This window comes from Arthrobacter sp. USHLN218 (genome assembly GCF_037144715.1).
Taxonomy (GTDB): Bacteria; Actinomycetota; Actinomycetes; order Actinomycetales; family Micrococcaceae; genus Crystallibacter.
In genome coordinates this window covers 1-13896 of record NZ_JBBCYT010000015.1, presented here as the reverse complement: position 1 = coordinate 13896, position 13896 = coordinate 1, and the positions used below count along the sequence as shown (strand labels likewise).

General features: G+C 67.5%; 13 protein-coding genes. 4 read left to right on the top strand and 9 right to left on the bottom strand.

Annotated features, from left to right (window positions below; all coding sequences use genetic code 11):
• Position 1: 1 nt before the first annotated feature.
• Both WFH44_RS21115 and WFH44_RS21110 read left to right on the top strand, forming a co-directional pair.
• The gene (locus WFH44_RS21115) at positions 2-985 is read left to right on the top strand and encodes a sugar-binding transcriptional regulator (protein ID WP_336716577.1); all 984 of its coding nucleotides are present in this window, start codon (positions 2-4) and stop codon (positions 983-985) included.
• Positions 978-1598: a hypothetical protein gene (locus WFH44_RS21110; protein ID WP_336716575.1), complete on the top strand. Its 621-nt coding sequence runs from the start codon at positions 978-980 to the stop codon at positions 1596-1598. Before WFH44_RS21115 ends, WFH44_RS21110 begins: the two co-directional genes overlap by 8 nt.
• A 443-nt stretch (positions 1599-2041) precedes the next feature.
• On the opposite strand, the gene WFH44_RS21105 is transcribed toward WFH44_RS21110, so the two are convergent.
• Positions 2042-2650, bottom strand: coding sequence for a TetR/AcrR family transcriptional regulator (locus WFH44_RS21105; RefSeq protein WP_336716573.1), 609 nt, complete (start codon positions 2648-2650; stop codon positions 2042-2044).
• 223 nt (positions 2651-2873) lie between these two features.
• Here WFH44_RS21105 and WFH44_RS21100 point away from each other — a divergent pair, with 223 nt between their 5' ends.
• Entirely contained in the window at positions 2874-4316 is a 1443-nt protein-coding gene (locus tag WFH44_RS21100) for an APC family permease (RefSeq protein WP_336716571.1), read from the top strand.
• Between the two features lie 79 nt (positions 4317-4395).
• Positions 4396-5211: a MoaF C-terminal domain-containing protein gene (locus WFH44_RS21095; RefSeq protein ID WP_336716570.1), complete on the top strand. Its 816-nt coding sequence runs from the start codon at positions 4396-4398 to the stop codon at positions 5209-5211.
• 136 nt (positions 5212-5347) lie between these two features.
• On the opposite strand, the gene WFH44_RS21090 is transcribed toward WFH44_RS21095, so the two are convergent.
• From WFH44_RS21090 to WFH44_RS21055, 8 genes are all read right to left on the bottom strand, one after another.
• A complete protein-coding gene (locus WFH44_RS21090) occupies positions 5348-7012 on the bottom strand; it encodes a carbohydrate-binding domain-containing protein (protein WP_336716568.1) in 1665 nt (554 codons plus the stop codon).
• An 80-nt stretch (positions 7013-7092) separates the two neighbouring features.
• Positions 7093-7884 carry a polyphosphate polymerase domain-containing protein gene (locus WFH44_RS21085; protein WP_336716566.1) on the bottom strand — a complete coding sequence of 264 codons (792 nt, stop codon included), beginning with the start codon at positions 7882-7884 and terminating at the stop codon, positions 7093-7095.
• A complete protein-coding gene (locus WFH44_RS21080; protein WP_336716564.1) occupies positions 7881-8516 on the bottom strand; it encodes a DUF4956 domain-containing protein in 636 nt (211 codons plus the stop codon). Before WFH44_RS21080 ends, WFH44_RS21085 begins: the two co-directional genes overlap by 4 nt.
• On the bottom strand, positions 8513-9676 hold the full coding sequence (locus WFH44_RS21075; RefSeq protein WP_336716561.1) for a bifunctional glycosyltransferase family 2/GtrA family protein: 1164 nt from the start codon (positions 9674-9676) through the stop codon (positions 8513-8515). Before WFH44_RS21075 ends, WFH44_RS21080 begins: the two co-directional genes overlap by 4 nt.
• Positions 9677-9678: 2 nt before the next feature.
• Positions 9679-10707 (bottom strand): phosphodiester glycosidase family protein, encoded by a 1029-nt coding sequence (locus WFH44_RS21070; RefSeq protein ID WP_336716559.1) that lies wholly within the window; start codon positions 10705-10707, stop codon positions 9679-9681.
• A gap of 22 nt (positions 10708-10729) precedes the next feature.
• A complete protein-coding gene (locus tag WFH44_RS21065) occupies positions 10730-12301 on the bottom strand; it encodes a sensor histidine kinase (protein ID WP_336716558.1) in 1572 nt (523 codons plus the stop codon).
• Positions 12298-13047 (bottom strand): response regulator transcription factor, encoded by a 750-nt coding sequence (locus WFH44_RS21060; protein ID WP_336716556.1) that lies wholly within the window; start codon positions 13045-13047, stop codon positions 12298-12300. Before WFH44_RS21060 ends, WFH44_RS21065 begins: the two co-directional genes overlap by 4 nt.
• A gap of 662 nt (positions 13048-13709) precedes the next feature.
• Positions 13710-13896, bottom strand: a 187-nt coding sequence (locus WFH44_RS21055; RefSeq protein WP_336716555.1) for a thiamine pyrophosphate-dependent enzyme, incomplete at its 5' end; no start/stop codon positions are given.

Genomic DNA, 13896 nt, shown 5'->3' with positions numbered 1-13896 from the left:
GATGTCACAAGATCGCGACCTTGGCGCTCAAATGAGCGCCGAGAACCGAAGTCTCCATAGTGAGCGGGGACTTGTTGCGGCCGTCGCTCGCGCCTATTACATCGAAGACCGTTCTCGCGTAGAGATAGCCGAAACGTTCGGCATCTCCCGGTTCAAGGTCTCCCGCCTCCTCACTCGCGCAAGAGAGGAAGGCATCGTCACTTTCCAGATCAACGATTGGGGGCTCCCGGACCCGACCCTTGGGGAACGGCTCAAGGACGAACTTGGTTTGGTTGACTGCCACGTCGTTCGCACCAATGGCGATGAGGACTCCGTCCGGCAGCAGATCGGCGCGGCGGCAGCTAGCCTCCTCAGCGCCACCCTCAAAGCCGACGAAGTGCTCGGCGTGGCCTGGGGACGCACACTCACGGCAACAACGGGACGGCTGGATCACCTGCCCCGTCTGTCCATCGTCCAACTCACCGGCTTTATCGCCGGAGACATCGGCTCATCGCCCATCGAGGTTGCCCGCCAGGCGTCCCGACAGTCGGGCGGGGAGGTTTACCCGATCTTCGCCCCGCTATTTGTCCAAGACCGCGAAACGGCTGACGGACTGCGGAACCACCACGACATCCGCAGCGCCATGAAGCTCTTCCCCTCCATCACCACCGCGCTCCTCTCCGTCGGCGCATGGAACCCGCCTGATACCCAGATCCGTGATGTGCTCCTCCCGGATGATTTGGAAAAAGCGGTCACCAGCGGCTGCGTTGCGGACATCGCCGGCATCCTCATCAAAGAAGACGGCTCCCCCGCCTATGCCGCGTTGCAGGAACGATCCATCAACATCTCCTACGACCAGCTGCGCAACGTGCCGCGCGTCGTCGCCGTTGCCGGAGGCGCCGCGAAGGCAGAAGCAATCCGGGCGGTCGTCCGCGGCGGCCTGATCACCGAACTGGTGACCGACCACGCCCTCGCCTTGGAGGTCTTGGGAGAAAGCGATGCCTGAGGTCGCCGGTTCCCTGTGGTCAGTAGCTGCCGGTCAGCAGCTCGAAGCGATCCAACGATTGCAGGCCGCCGGGCTTCGCAGACTCCATTGGGACATGACCGACGGGCGCTTTGCCAAACCTGGCGGCTTCACCGCCTCACAGGCGTTGGCACTCACCCAAGCCACCGGGCTAGCGGCGGAAGCACACATCATGGCTGAAGACCCCACGTCAGACATAGATGCCTGGAGCGAGTTCTGCGACCTCATCGTCGTGCACGCTGAAAGCCCGCGATGGGCCCAGGCTGTCGATCGGATCAGCGCACGCGGCTGCATCCCTGGTCTGGCAATCTCGCCGGACACCCCGGCAGCGGTCGTTCCTGCGGACATGGCGGTGCTGTGCATGTCCATCACGCCCGGTACCGCGGGCAGTGCTTTCAACGACGCCGTCCTCAACAAGGTTTCGGCGCTGAGGAACGCTTCCTCGGAACGTCGGATCGGGCTTGACGGCGGTGTCCAGCGCCGCCACGTCGAGCGGGCAGTAGAGGCGGGCGCGGACTGGTTCGTTGTGGGCACGGATCTCTTCCTTAACGATGCGGTGCACGTTTGGAACGACATACTCCGACCGAACGACTGAACCTATCTGCGGCGCCAGGACGAGGGCCGAGCCTTGGCACGGCCCGGGTCTCCTCATCGACCAGCAGGAGTTCCGCTTCGGCCCCGAAGGTACGCACCGCACCAGCCTAGACATCGACGCCGTGCGCCGCGCGTTCACATTCCGGGAACGACGGCGAGCCGCATCCCGTCCACTGAGCGCAACGGCCGCCGCCGTCTCTAAGGGACGGCGGCGGCCTCTGCGGTGCGAGGGCGGTGGACTAGAAGCCGGGGCCGCCGAAGTGCTCCTGGGTGTACTCGCCGGCGACGACCGTGCTGACGTCGGCATAGCGACCTGGATGAGGGTATCCACAGGTACGGCGGATCCGAAGCTCACATGGACACCCACCTGTTCCGAGGATCCGACGGCGTTCCGGCATGCCTGCGCTGCCGTCGGCGGTGAGCGTTCTGCCGCCTAAGAGCTTCTCAGGCGCCCGCGGGCACGTGATGGTTCTTGGGGTCCTGCGTTTTTTTCAGGGTGGAAGAGACAAGATTTCCCACCTGCAGAACGGCGGCCTTGATCTTCTCCGGATCGCCGATGGTAAGGAATTGGAGCATGAGTCCGTCTAGGGCTGCGAAGACGGCACTGCATAGTTCGTCATCGGCTTCCAGGCCTCGGCGGCGCAGCCCGTCCTGCACGGAGGCCACATAGTTGTCGTACAGCCGACGGGAGGATTCGCGCAGCTCCGGGTGGCGCCGGGCTTCCAGGAGCATTTCGAACTGGAAAAGGTGCACTTCCGGCTCGGACGAGACAGACGCGATCAGGGTGTCCGCATAACGTTCGTCAAGGTCCGCGAAGAGCGCCAGCTCGGTGTTCGAGATGGCCCGCTCGACTGCCCTCTCCATCGTGGCGGTCAACAGGGCCTCGAGGGAGCCGAAGTGGTGGGCGATGAGGTTGTGGTTGACCCCGGCCTCAGAGGCAACGGCCCGGTAGGTAACACCCCGCAGCCCCTTGTTGGCGACGATCCGCATTACTGCGGACATCAGGGCGTCGCGTCCCTCGCCGTAGGACGGGCGGTCGGTTCCGTTGCTCATGGGACGAGTCTAGAGGCCTCGGCGGAGACCGTGGGCTCACATTGTGCGCTGGATATTGCCTCTTGACCTTGAAACTATACAGACGTACAGTTTCACAGGTGATCCACCGCACGCTCCGGATCACTGAGAGGGTCGACGGACCTGGCCTCATGAACCTCCCGGAAATCCACCACTCCGCAAGGGCGTCGCCCGCAAGGCGATGCAGTACCGAAAGGTCACGCCCATGAAGCAGTCACCCCCGCAGTCACCGGCACGCGCCGAGAGCCAAGGATCGGCGCCCTCGGGACTGCGGGCCAACCGTCTCGGCGTGCTCGCCGTGGCGTTCTTCGTGATCGCGGCAGCGGCTCCCATTGCTGCCGTGGTCGGCGCGAGCCCCGTGCTCTTCGCAGCCAGCGGCCCGGGAACGCCCGCGATCTACGGCATCGCGGCCCTACTCATCGCACTCTTCTCCGTCGGATACCTGCGGATGAGCCGGGAGATCACCAGCGCCGCCGGCTTCGTCGCCTATATCGCAAAGGGGCTCGGGACCAGATGGGCGACGGGCGCCGCAGGCGTGGCGGTCCTCACCTACCTGGCTCTGCAGTCCGGCCTTTGGTCCCAGTTCGGTGTTTTCGCCCAGCAGCTGGTGGTCGGGCTTGGAGGGCCCGAGGTCCCCGTCTACGTCTGGATCGCGGTGGCGCTCGTCCTCACCACGCTCCTCACCATGAGGGGCGTCGACGCCAGCCTCAAGGTCCTGGGAGTCCTGATCGTCGGAGAAACCCTGGTCATCGGTGCGCTGGTCGTTGCCCTGATCATGCAGCAGGGGTGGGGCATCTTCACCTTCGACGGGTTCACCGCCGGGAACGTCTTCGGCCCGGGCCTGGGAATCTCGCTGCTGTTTGCCTTCACCTGCTTTACGAGCTTCGAAGCGACTGTGGTCTTCTCGGAAGAGGCCGTCAACCCCCGCCGCACGATCCCCCGCGCGCTCTACCTGGTCATCGCCTTCGTGGGCATCTTCTACGCCATCTCCACCTGGGCGATCAGCGGGGCCACCGGCACCGACCGAATCCAGACCGAAGCGGCGAACGACCCGGCCGGACTCGTCTTCGGACTCGCCACCAGCAGCGCGGGCCCATGGCTCAGCACCACCATGCAGATCCTGGTGGTCACCAGCTTCATCGCGATGCTGCTGGGCCTGTCGAACATGTTCGCCCGCTACCTGTTCGCTCTCGCCCGCGCCGGAACCCTGCCGTCCGGGCTGGCCGCTACAAGCCGCCGTGGGGCACCGGCGACCGCTGCGCTCGTCAACGGTCTGGGCGTCATCCTGGTGATCACCGCATTCCTGGTGTTCGGTGCCGACCCTATCGCCACGGTCTTCGCCTGGCTCGTTGCCCTGGGAACCGCCGGATTCATCACTATCCTGGTCCTCACCTCGGTGGCAATCATCGTGTACTTCGCACGGCAGAAGACCGGCGACAACCTCTGGGTGACCACGATCGCCCCGGTCCTGTCCTGCGTCGCGTTCCTCCTGATCGGGTACCTCACGATCACAAACTATGACGCCCTCCTCGGCGGCGCCGGCGGAGTAGCCAAGTGGCTGCTGCTCCTAATCCCGGCCGTGTTCGCCGCCGGACTGACCGTCGCCGCCCGCAAGCCGGCCATCGACTACGACTCCTCAGACGTCTAGAGCAGTGACAGGAGTCGCCGGCTCCACCCCCAGATCCCAGCAAAACCCTTCCACGACAAAGAACGGAGACATACACGCTATGTCGAGCAACAACACCGCAACCGCACACGCCGAACCCCAAGGCTACGTCCCGCAGGACGAATGGCCCGCCGTAACGGCGATGCTCGAAGGCTTCGGCGACCCGACCCTCCCGGCGAGCGACAAGCTCGAGGGCAGCTCGCTCGACCTCGCCTTCGACAACGGATGGACCATCAACCACTCCTTCGACCGCGGCGAAGTCACCTGGACGATCACGAGCGGTGCAGACGCCGGCATGTCCGACACGCACCCTTACAGGGCGGTCGAAGTCCGCGACGAGATTTTCTACGTCGACTTCCTCAAGGGCGAAGGCACCGGCACCCGCGACGTCACCATGATCTTCAACCGCGCCGACGGCCGGGTCACGGTCGCGGACTCCTTCTTCGTGAACCGCAACGGAGACGTGCGCATGAACACCGACTTTCTCTCCGGCCGCGTGGCCGGCACAGGCGAGATCGAACCGCGCGCGGAAAGCAACGAGCTCACCGGCAAGCGCATCTTCTACCGCTACAGCCCCTCCGAGCGTTACGAGCACATCTACCTCAACTCCGGCACGTTCGTCTGGCACTGCGTCCAGGGCGCGGAACGGGGCCTCGGCGACGTCGACCCCATCCGGGTATTCGAACTCGCCGACGGCGTCGTCCTCCTCTACTGGAGCGAAACGGTCATGCCTGTCGAGTCATTCGTGGTTATCGACCTCGCCAACGAGCGGTCCATCGGGCGCATGTTCTGCTGGGACGGCCCCACCCTGGCCCCCATGCACCTGCCCTTCGACAGCAGGTTCACCGTCCTAAACGAAACCCACTACCCTGCCTAATAACTGTGAGGGCCGCAGCGCATGGACTGGGCTGGAGCGATGAGAGCGGGCAGGGCTTCATCCTCCCATACCTAAACGGAAGGCCGCCGCCGTCCTTAGATGACGGCGCCGGCCTCTGCGTTGCGGGGGTGGTGGGCTAGAAGCCGGGGCCGCCGAAGTGCTCCTGGGTGTACTCGCCGGCGACGACGGCGCCGGCGTTTTCGGCGGCGTCGGTGCTTCCTTCGGTGCCGCCGGTGTAGACGGTGTAGGTATCCCCGGCCGCGATGTCCGCGCTGGAGTAGACGAGCGAGGCGGTGTCCTTGGCGGGGGTGAAGGAGGCGACGATGTTGCCGTCGGCGTCGGCTACCTGGATGAGGGTGCCCGCGGAAACGGCGGATCCGAAGGTCACCTGGACGCCCGACTGTTTCGAAGAGTCCGACGGCGTGCCCGCCATGCCTGCGCTGCCGGCGGCGGCGAGCGTTCCGCCGTCAACGGTCAGTTCGCCGTTCACGTCCAGCGCGCCGTTGCCGTCGCTGGTGGGCCCGTTGACCACTACGTTGCCGCCGGTGATGCTCGCGTGTCCGTTGGAGTCCAGCCCGTCGCCTTCGGCGTTGATGGTGAGGTCTCCGCCGGTCACGGTGATCGAGTAGTCGCCGACTTCCATCGAACCGCCGCCCCCGCCGCCGGGGCCGCCCGCTCCGCCCTGCGTCTCGGTGGTGGCCGTGGACCCGCCCGCCGCGTTCACGCCGTCGTCGCTGGAGGTGACGTCCACCGTGCCGCCGTTGATGACGATGTCCTGCGCTTCGATTCCCTCCACCGACTCGGTGATGTTCACGGTTCCGGCGTTGACGGTGAGCAGGTTGGCCGCCTTGAGGCCGTCGTCGCCGGAGGACGCCGTGAGTTCGCCGCCGTAGACCGTGAGCCAGCCGCGGCCTTCGTCCTCCTCGTTGGTGGCCTTGACGCCGTCGCCGGCGGCGGTGACGTTGTAGCTGCCGCCGAGCAGGACCAAGTAGTCCTTGCCCACGATGCCGTCGTCGGCGGCCTTCACCGTGACGTCGCCGTCGGCCAGGACCAGGCCGTCCTTGGAGACGATGCCGTCGGCCGCGTTGCCGTTGACCGTGAGCGAGCCGGTACCCGCAATGGTCAGGTCCGCCATCGAGTATAGGGAGCCATTGGGGGCGTCCGTTCCCGTGTCGGAGTAAGTCGCGGCGTCGGTGAGGCTGTTGGTGCTGCCGTCCTCGAGGAAGACCAGGGCTTCGTTGGCGGAGTTGACCACGAACGGAGAGCCGGAGCTGCTGGTGAGCTCGACGCCGTCGAGGATGACCCGGACCACGTCCTCCTCCCCCGCGGCGATGACGACCTGGCCGTCGGACAGGCTGCCGGAGAGCCGGTAGGTGCCGGCCGCGCTGATGGTGACGGTGTCGCCGTCGACCGTGACGCCGTCGCCGTCGGCGCTGCTGGCCGCGTCGGCGAGCGTGACGGGCACTTCGTCGGCGGCGTCCCAGGTGAGGTCGTCGGCGTCGTAGTGCGTGTCCTCGGTGATGGCGTCCGCGCTGGCGGTGGTGCCGGAATCCTGCGTGGTCCCGGCGGCCGCGGCGGACGGGGCGGTGTTGCTGCTCGACGTCGTCGTGGTGGACGCGGCGGCGCTGCAGCCGGCCAGCGAGAGGGCGAGCGCCAGGGCCGCTACCGAGGTCTTTAGCGCGGCGGCGCGGCCGGTGGTCCGGCGGCCCGACGAGGCGGAGCCGGGCCGGCTGGCAGAGGCGGGGTTGGACGGAGTGGAAGTGGTGGGGTTGGGCCGGCGGAAAGAGGCAAAGTTGGGCATGGGAGTTCCTTTGCAGGTCTTGGCTGGGCGGCGAGGCGGCCGCCAGAGGTGGGTGTCTGAGGGTGGATCAGCCGGGCGGGTCAGCTGGCGCGGGCCAGGGGCCGCAGGGTGAGGCTGTTGGCGAGGGTGCGGTGCCAGCGGTTGGCCGGCAGCTCGGGGTTCAGGGCGGCCATGCCGGTGGCGAACTTGGAGATCCGGCTGGGGCGGATGCCGTGGGCCCACAGGTGGCGGTCCAGGCCGCTCGCCGCGGAGCCGGATTTCGTCTCGAGGATGACCGCCCGGTGCAGGACCTTGGCCGGCCCGCCGGGGTGGCGCCAGGTAACGCCGACGTCGATGGTTGCCCGGCTGCTGGAGGTCGGCAGGTAGAGGGTGAAGCGGTGGTAGGCCGTCTCGAGGACCGGGGAGAGCGCGTCCGACGGCGGGTTCCCGACCGTCTCCTGCAGGGTTTCGTTGATGTAGGCCCAGCCTTCCGGGGTGATGGTGTGGCTGTCCCCGAGCCCGTAGGGAATGCGTTCCTTGACGGTGGCGGCGCGGGCCCCCTCGGTCTTGACTTCCAGGAAGCTGAGGTGGCTGTCCACGTACGTCCGGGTCCGGATCTTGTAGCGACGGCGGCGCCCGTGGGCCGCGAGCAGGTAGCTCTCCAGGTCCGGGGTGTCGAAGTAGACCGAGTCGTAGGCGAAGGACCGCTTGCCGTGCATCTCGAGCACGCGGACCTCGGTGTGGAAGCTGCCGAGGACCAGCGCCGCCTCGTCTTCGCCGATCACGTATTTCCGGTCGACCCTGGTCTGTAGGGCGGCGGCGGCATTGAGTTCTTCGAGTCCGATGGCGGGCCGGCCGTACAGGTCCTCCGCCACGGTGGCCGCGGGGTTCACGAGGCCCTCGCCGTGGCCGGATCGGTCAGGTGGAGCGGCTGGGGCGCCTCGAACGGCGAGTGCTCGGCGAACCGGGTCTGCCCGGGCTGCCGGGCGGCCTCGTAGCGGACCTCGACGATGGTCTTGTCGTTCACCAGGTCCAGCTCGGAGACGGTGGCGGAATGGATCCGGGCGCCGAGCACCAGGGCGAGCCGTTCCCGCAGGAGGGCTTCGTCGCCGATGGCCTGGTCCAGCACCACGATCTGGTGCCGGTAGCCGGGCAGCACCCGGGAGTGGTCGCCGACGAACATGACCGAGAGGATCAGACCCATGAGCAGCAGCGGGAGCCAGAGCGGGTCGCTGCCGACGCCGGCGATCAGGCCGAGGGCCAGGGCGGAGAAGTAGTAGGCCACCTCGTGCTGGGCCAGCTCCGTGGAGCGGAGCCGGATGATGGACAGCACCCCGAACAGGCCCAGGCCAAGTCCGACGGCGGCAGTCGATCCGGAGAGCGCCGTGGCGACGGCGAGGACGCCGACGTTCATGCCGAGGTAGGAGACGGCGAGGTCGCGGCGGCGGTGCCGGCGCAGGTAGAGGGCGAAGGTGAGCAGGGTGATCGCTGCCAGGTCGGCTGCGATCAGGATGAGGATGTTCATGCGATGTTCTCCAGGTGGTGCCTTGTGGTTCGTTTCCTACGATCCGCCACGTTGCTATGCCGTTCCTGTGTCGATCCCGTACCGGGCTTATGAGCTTCTGCCAGCCGGGCTTTGCCGGACAGGAACCGCCGCTGCAGGGCGAAGCTCACGCCGAAGAGCAGCGCCTCGGTCAGCAGCTTCGCGGGGACCGCGGGCAGCCCGGCGTGGGTCAGCAGGAAGATCAGCGCGTAATTGCAGCCCATCAGCGCGGCGACGAGGCCGAAGTACCTGACACCAGCGGCAACGAGCCGCGTCTGCCGGCCGCCAGGGAAGACCAGGTTGCGGTTGATGAGGAAGTTGACCGTCGAGCTGATGATGCGCGCGCCGACCACGGCCGCCAGCAGCGAGTCCAGGACGTGGGCGAGGACGATGAACGCGGCCAGGTCGATCCCGAAGGCGGCGAAACCGGACAGCGCGAACTTCAGCAGCGGCAGGTAGATTCGGGCCGAGTCGGCCAGCGGCCGGAAGTGCGAGGACTCGTTCCCGGCCAGGTAGATTGTGGCGATCTCGATGCTCTCGATCCGGTGCCCGGCCGGCCCGGCGCGGAGCAGCAGGTTGAGCTCGTACTCGTAGCGGTCCCCGGGCACGCTCTGCAGCCACGGCAGCATCGCCGCCGGATAGCCGCGCAGCCCGGTCTGGGTGTCGTGCAGCGCAGTGCCGGAGGCCAGCCGGAACAGCGCCCGCGTCACCGAGTTGCCGATCCGGCTGCGGGCGGGAACGGCGCCGTCGAACCGCCGCTCCCCCAGCACCATGACGGAACCGTCCGGCACCCGGCCGGGGACCCCGCCGTCGTTATTGGCGCCCCGGACCCGGTCCGCGACCCGAAGGATGTCCGAAATGGCGTGCTGGCCGTCGCTGTCCGCGCAGACCACGCCCCGGCCCGGATGGTGCCGCGCCGCGTAGTCGAAGCCGGTCTTCAGGGCCTGGCCCTTGCCCCGGTTGTGAGGGTAGCCGATGACGGTGGCCCCGGCCGAGCGCGCGGCGTCGAACACCGGGGCGAAGTCCGGGCCGCTGCCGTCGTCGACCACCAGGACGGCGAGCCGCCGGTCCGCGGCGCGCAGGCCCGCGATGAGGGTGATGAGCTTCAGGTCCGGCTCAAAGGCGGGAATCAGGATGATCATGGCTACTGCCCGATGTAGAGGATGTCGGAGGTGCCGCGTTCCTCGCCCTTGCCCAGCGGGTTGTTCACCAGCGCGCCGTTGAAGTACATGGTGGAGGAGCCGCCGCCGTCGATGTTGTACGCGGTCTCGGCGCCCAGGTCCTGCATGATGCTGGCCAGCTCGGTCATGGTGGCGCCGTCGCTGTAGCCCTCGGCGCGGCCGTCGACGACGACGAACACCAGGTGGTTATCGTCGAGCACGCCGACGGCGGTGCGCGGCTGTTCGCCCTGGATGGAGTGATTGCCGAAGTTGGTGTCCACCTCGACGTCCTCGATGCCGTCGACGATCTGGCCGTCCTCCAGCAGCGCGGGGCCGAAGGAGAGGGTGTTCCAGACGCCGTCGTCCACCAGCTGCTGGGCGGTGGTGGCGGTCTCGTCGTACACCTTGACGGTGCCGTCCTGGTAGAAGGCGAGGCCCTCGCGAGCGCCCTCGTCCCGGTAGACCACGCCGTTGCGGATCACGATGCCGGTGCTGCGGAAGCCGTAGTAGTCGCCGTTGATGGCGAACAGGGCGTTGTTGTCCTCGGCGATGCCGGACGTGGTCTCGGTGATGTTTTCGCCGAAACTGTCCTGGGCGAAGGCGGAGCGCAGGGTCGTGGCGTCGGAGAGTACGACGTCGGCAACGTAGTAGGTGACCGTCTCAGCTCCGGAGCCGGTCACCACGGTGGAGATGTCGATGCTGTCGCCGCCGGACCGGTAGGAGGTGTCGGTGAGTGTGTCTTCCGTGGTGGCGGCGATGTCGGTCGAGCTGGCCGTATCTGTGTCGGTGGTGCCGGAATCGTCGGTGGGAGTATCCCCGGAGGCCGACCCGGCGGAGGTCGCCGCCGTCTGGCTCGCCTCGTACTCGGAGACGTTCGAGATTTCGACCTTCTCGACCACGAACCGGTCGACGGCCCAGACGGCGGTGCCGCCGGTGGCGAGGGTCACGGCCAGGGCGGAGGCGAGGACGGATTTGCGGAGGCGCCCCATCGGGCGGGTGCTTTTGGATGTCATACCTCCGTTTTACGGAGGCACCCTATGCCCGGAATTGACCGTTCTTATGCCGCTCCTGTGAAACGGTCTGCTCGTCCGGGACGGCTACCGGCAGCACCACCGTGAAGCGGGTGCAGCCGGGCTCGCTGTCCACGCTGACGGTCCCGCCGTTCGCCTCGAGCAGGGCCTGGACGATGGCCAGTCCCAGCCCCGAGCTGCCGGTCTTGCCTGTTCCTGCGGTGCTTCCGGCAGGGCCGGTGCGGGCCGTATCCGCCCGGCTGAACCGGGAGAAGATGGTGTCGAGGAAAGCCGGATCGATGCCGGGGCCGTTGTCGGTCACCGTCATCCGGGCCCTGCCATCGGCGACCTGCAGCGCGGTCACCACCCGGGTCCCCGGCGGTGTGTGCTTGTGCGCGTTGGAGAGCAGGTTGATCAGGACCTGCCGCAGCTCGTCCTCCACGCCGGGAACGACGACGGGGTCCTCCGGCAGCTCCAGCTTCCATTCGTAGTCCGGTGCCGAGACTTGGGCGTCGCTGGTGGCCTCGATGATCAGCTCGGTCAGATCCACGTCGGTCGGCTCCCCGCGCTGTCCCTCGTCCAGGCGCGCGAGCAGCAGGAGGTCCTCCACCAGCGCGGACATGCGCTTGGACTCGCTGTCGACGCGCTCCAGCGCGGCCCGCTCGGTCGGGTCGACCTGCGCCCGGTCAAGGACCAGCTCGGTGTAGCCGCGGATGGCGGTCAGCGGGGTGCGCAGTTCGTGGCTGGCGTCGGCGACGAACTGCCGCACCTTCGTCTCGCTCGCGTGCCTGGCCAGCAGGGCGTTCGTGACATGGTCGATCATCTTGTTCAGCGCCAGGCCGACCGTCCCCACCTCGGATCCCGGGTGCGAAACGGCCGGCGGAACCCGCACGGGAACCTCCACCTCGCCCGACTCCAGCGGCAGCTGCGAGACGGCATTGGCGACCGCGGCGAGCTCCTCCAGCGGGCGCAGCGAGCGGCGGATGATGATGGTGCCGACGAGCCCGGTGGCCAGCAGGCCGGCCAGCGACAGGCCGGCCATCGTGATGTCGAGCGAGGCCAGGGCGCTGTCCCGCTCCGCCGTCGACAGGCCGGTGACCAGCACGGTGCCTTCCGAACCGGCCTGGGCGGGCAGGTCCGCCGCCACCACGCGGTAGCGTCCGCTGGACAGGACCAGGTCGGTCGGCCCGCTGGCCGGATCGACGCCGGCGAGCAGCGCCAGGTCATCCGTGGACAGCGGCTCGGTGCTGCCGTCGTCCTGTACCAGGGCGGAGTTCTGCACTTGTCCGTCCCGGAACAACACGTTGAGGGTGCCCGGCCGCTGCCCGGCGGCGTTTTCCGGGTTCACTCCCCCGGCGGGCGGCTTGATCTCTCCCGGCCGCGGCCCGCCCGGGAAGCCGGCCCGCCCCGCGGCGTGCGTCAGGCCGCCGTCGATCTCCCCCGTCAGATAGCTGCTCATCGCCAGGTGGCTGAAGACGCCGATCGCCACGCAGATGGCCGTCAGCAGGGCCAGCGTGGCGAGGATCAGCCGGGTCCGCAGGTGCCGGTTGCGCACGCGCGGCTGCCCCGGCGGCCGGGCGGCGGTACGCGCGCTCACGACGCGGCGGGTTTCAGGACATAGCCGACGCCGCGGACCGTGTGGATCATGGGCGCGCGGCCGGCGTCGATCTTCTTGCGCAGGTAGGAGATGTAGAGTTCGACGACGTTCGCCTGGCCGCCGAAGTCGTATTTCCAGACGTTGTCGAGGATCTGGGCCTTGCTCAGCACGTGCTTGGGGTTCTCCATCAGGTAGCGGAGCAGCTCCCACTGGGTCGAGGTCAGCGAAATGTCCTCGCCGCCGCGGGTGACCTCGCGGGTGTCCAGGTTCAGCACCAGATCGCCCACCACCAGATCCGCCGAGTCGGAGGCGGCCACGCCGGAGCGCTGGACCAGCCGATGCAGCCGCAGCACGAGCTCCTCCATGCTGAACGGCTTGGTCACGTAGTCGTCCCCGCCCGCCGCGAGACCCTCGATCCGGTCCTGCACCGCGTCCTTCGCAGTGAGGAACAGCGCCGGCACCTCGGGGGCGAACGCCCGGATCTTTTCGAGCGCCTCCAGCCCGTCGAGGCCGGGCATCATCACATCGAGGACCAGCACGTCCGGGCGGAAGTCGCGGGCGGCTCCGACCGCCGCCTGCCCGTCTCCCACCGTGACGACGTCCCAGCCGATCATGCCCAGCCCCATGCTCACCAGCTCCGCCAGGCTCGCCTCGTCGTCGACCACCAGCGCCCGGATCGGACTGCCATCAGGGTGCGCAAGGCGCGGCAGGTCGCGGGTCGTGGACTGGCGCGGGGAATCGGGCATCTAGAAATCCTCTGGATCGGGGCCTGGGCGGACGGCATTCCCGCGGACCGCACACTCTCGCTGCACGACGGAAGCATCGGGCGGCAGATGCCGGGCGCTGGGTTAACCCTAATTCTGCCCCGCGCACATTGTCCGTTCCTGTCCCGAACCTGTGACGAAACTGTGCACCGACGCAGCCCAATCTTGAGCCGCTGGAACCGGCCCCGTTCGACCTCTTGTAGCGCATCTCAATACGCCGCATACCCGGAGGGATCAATGACCGGCTGCTCGCTGGGTTGTAGAGCAAGTACGTGTCCGGCTACGGCAAACCTCATCCTGAGGTCAGATGAGTGGCCGGAATCCTGTCAGGAAAGATTCCCATTTCCCAATCTGACGTCCTGCTCTACAGGACACGAACTGCCGTTAGCTGACCTTCACCAGCGGTTCCTCTTCAGTGGCCCCCACGGCACCTTCGACATATTCATGGTTATCGGTGTTCAAAACGAAATGAACTGCTTAGTGTTTCCAGCAGATCCCATTCGAAAGGGTGTGCCCGCTAACGCCTCGAATCCGTTTTGGCTGCCCTCTGCATTCCGAGATGGCAGCCGTCGAAGGACATGACTGTAGCGGCCGGCCGGACAACACATCCGGGTAGACCCAGTTGAGAGGCTACCGGCCCAGCCCTAGTAGGCCTTGACGCGCTGGTCCACGATCAGGTGGATCAGGGCGAAGGTCTTGTCTTCGTCGATGGCGTTCAGTGCGGCCTGGACGGCGGCGGGGACGTCGGCATCCTGCTCGACGCGGACGCCGAAGCCGCCGAAGGCCTGCGCCATCAGGGCGAAGTCCGGGTTCTTCAGCTGGGTGCCGGAG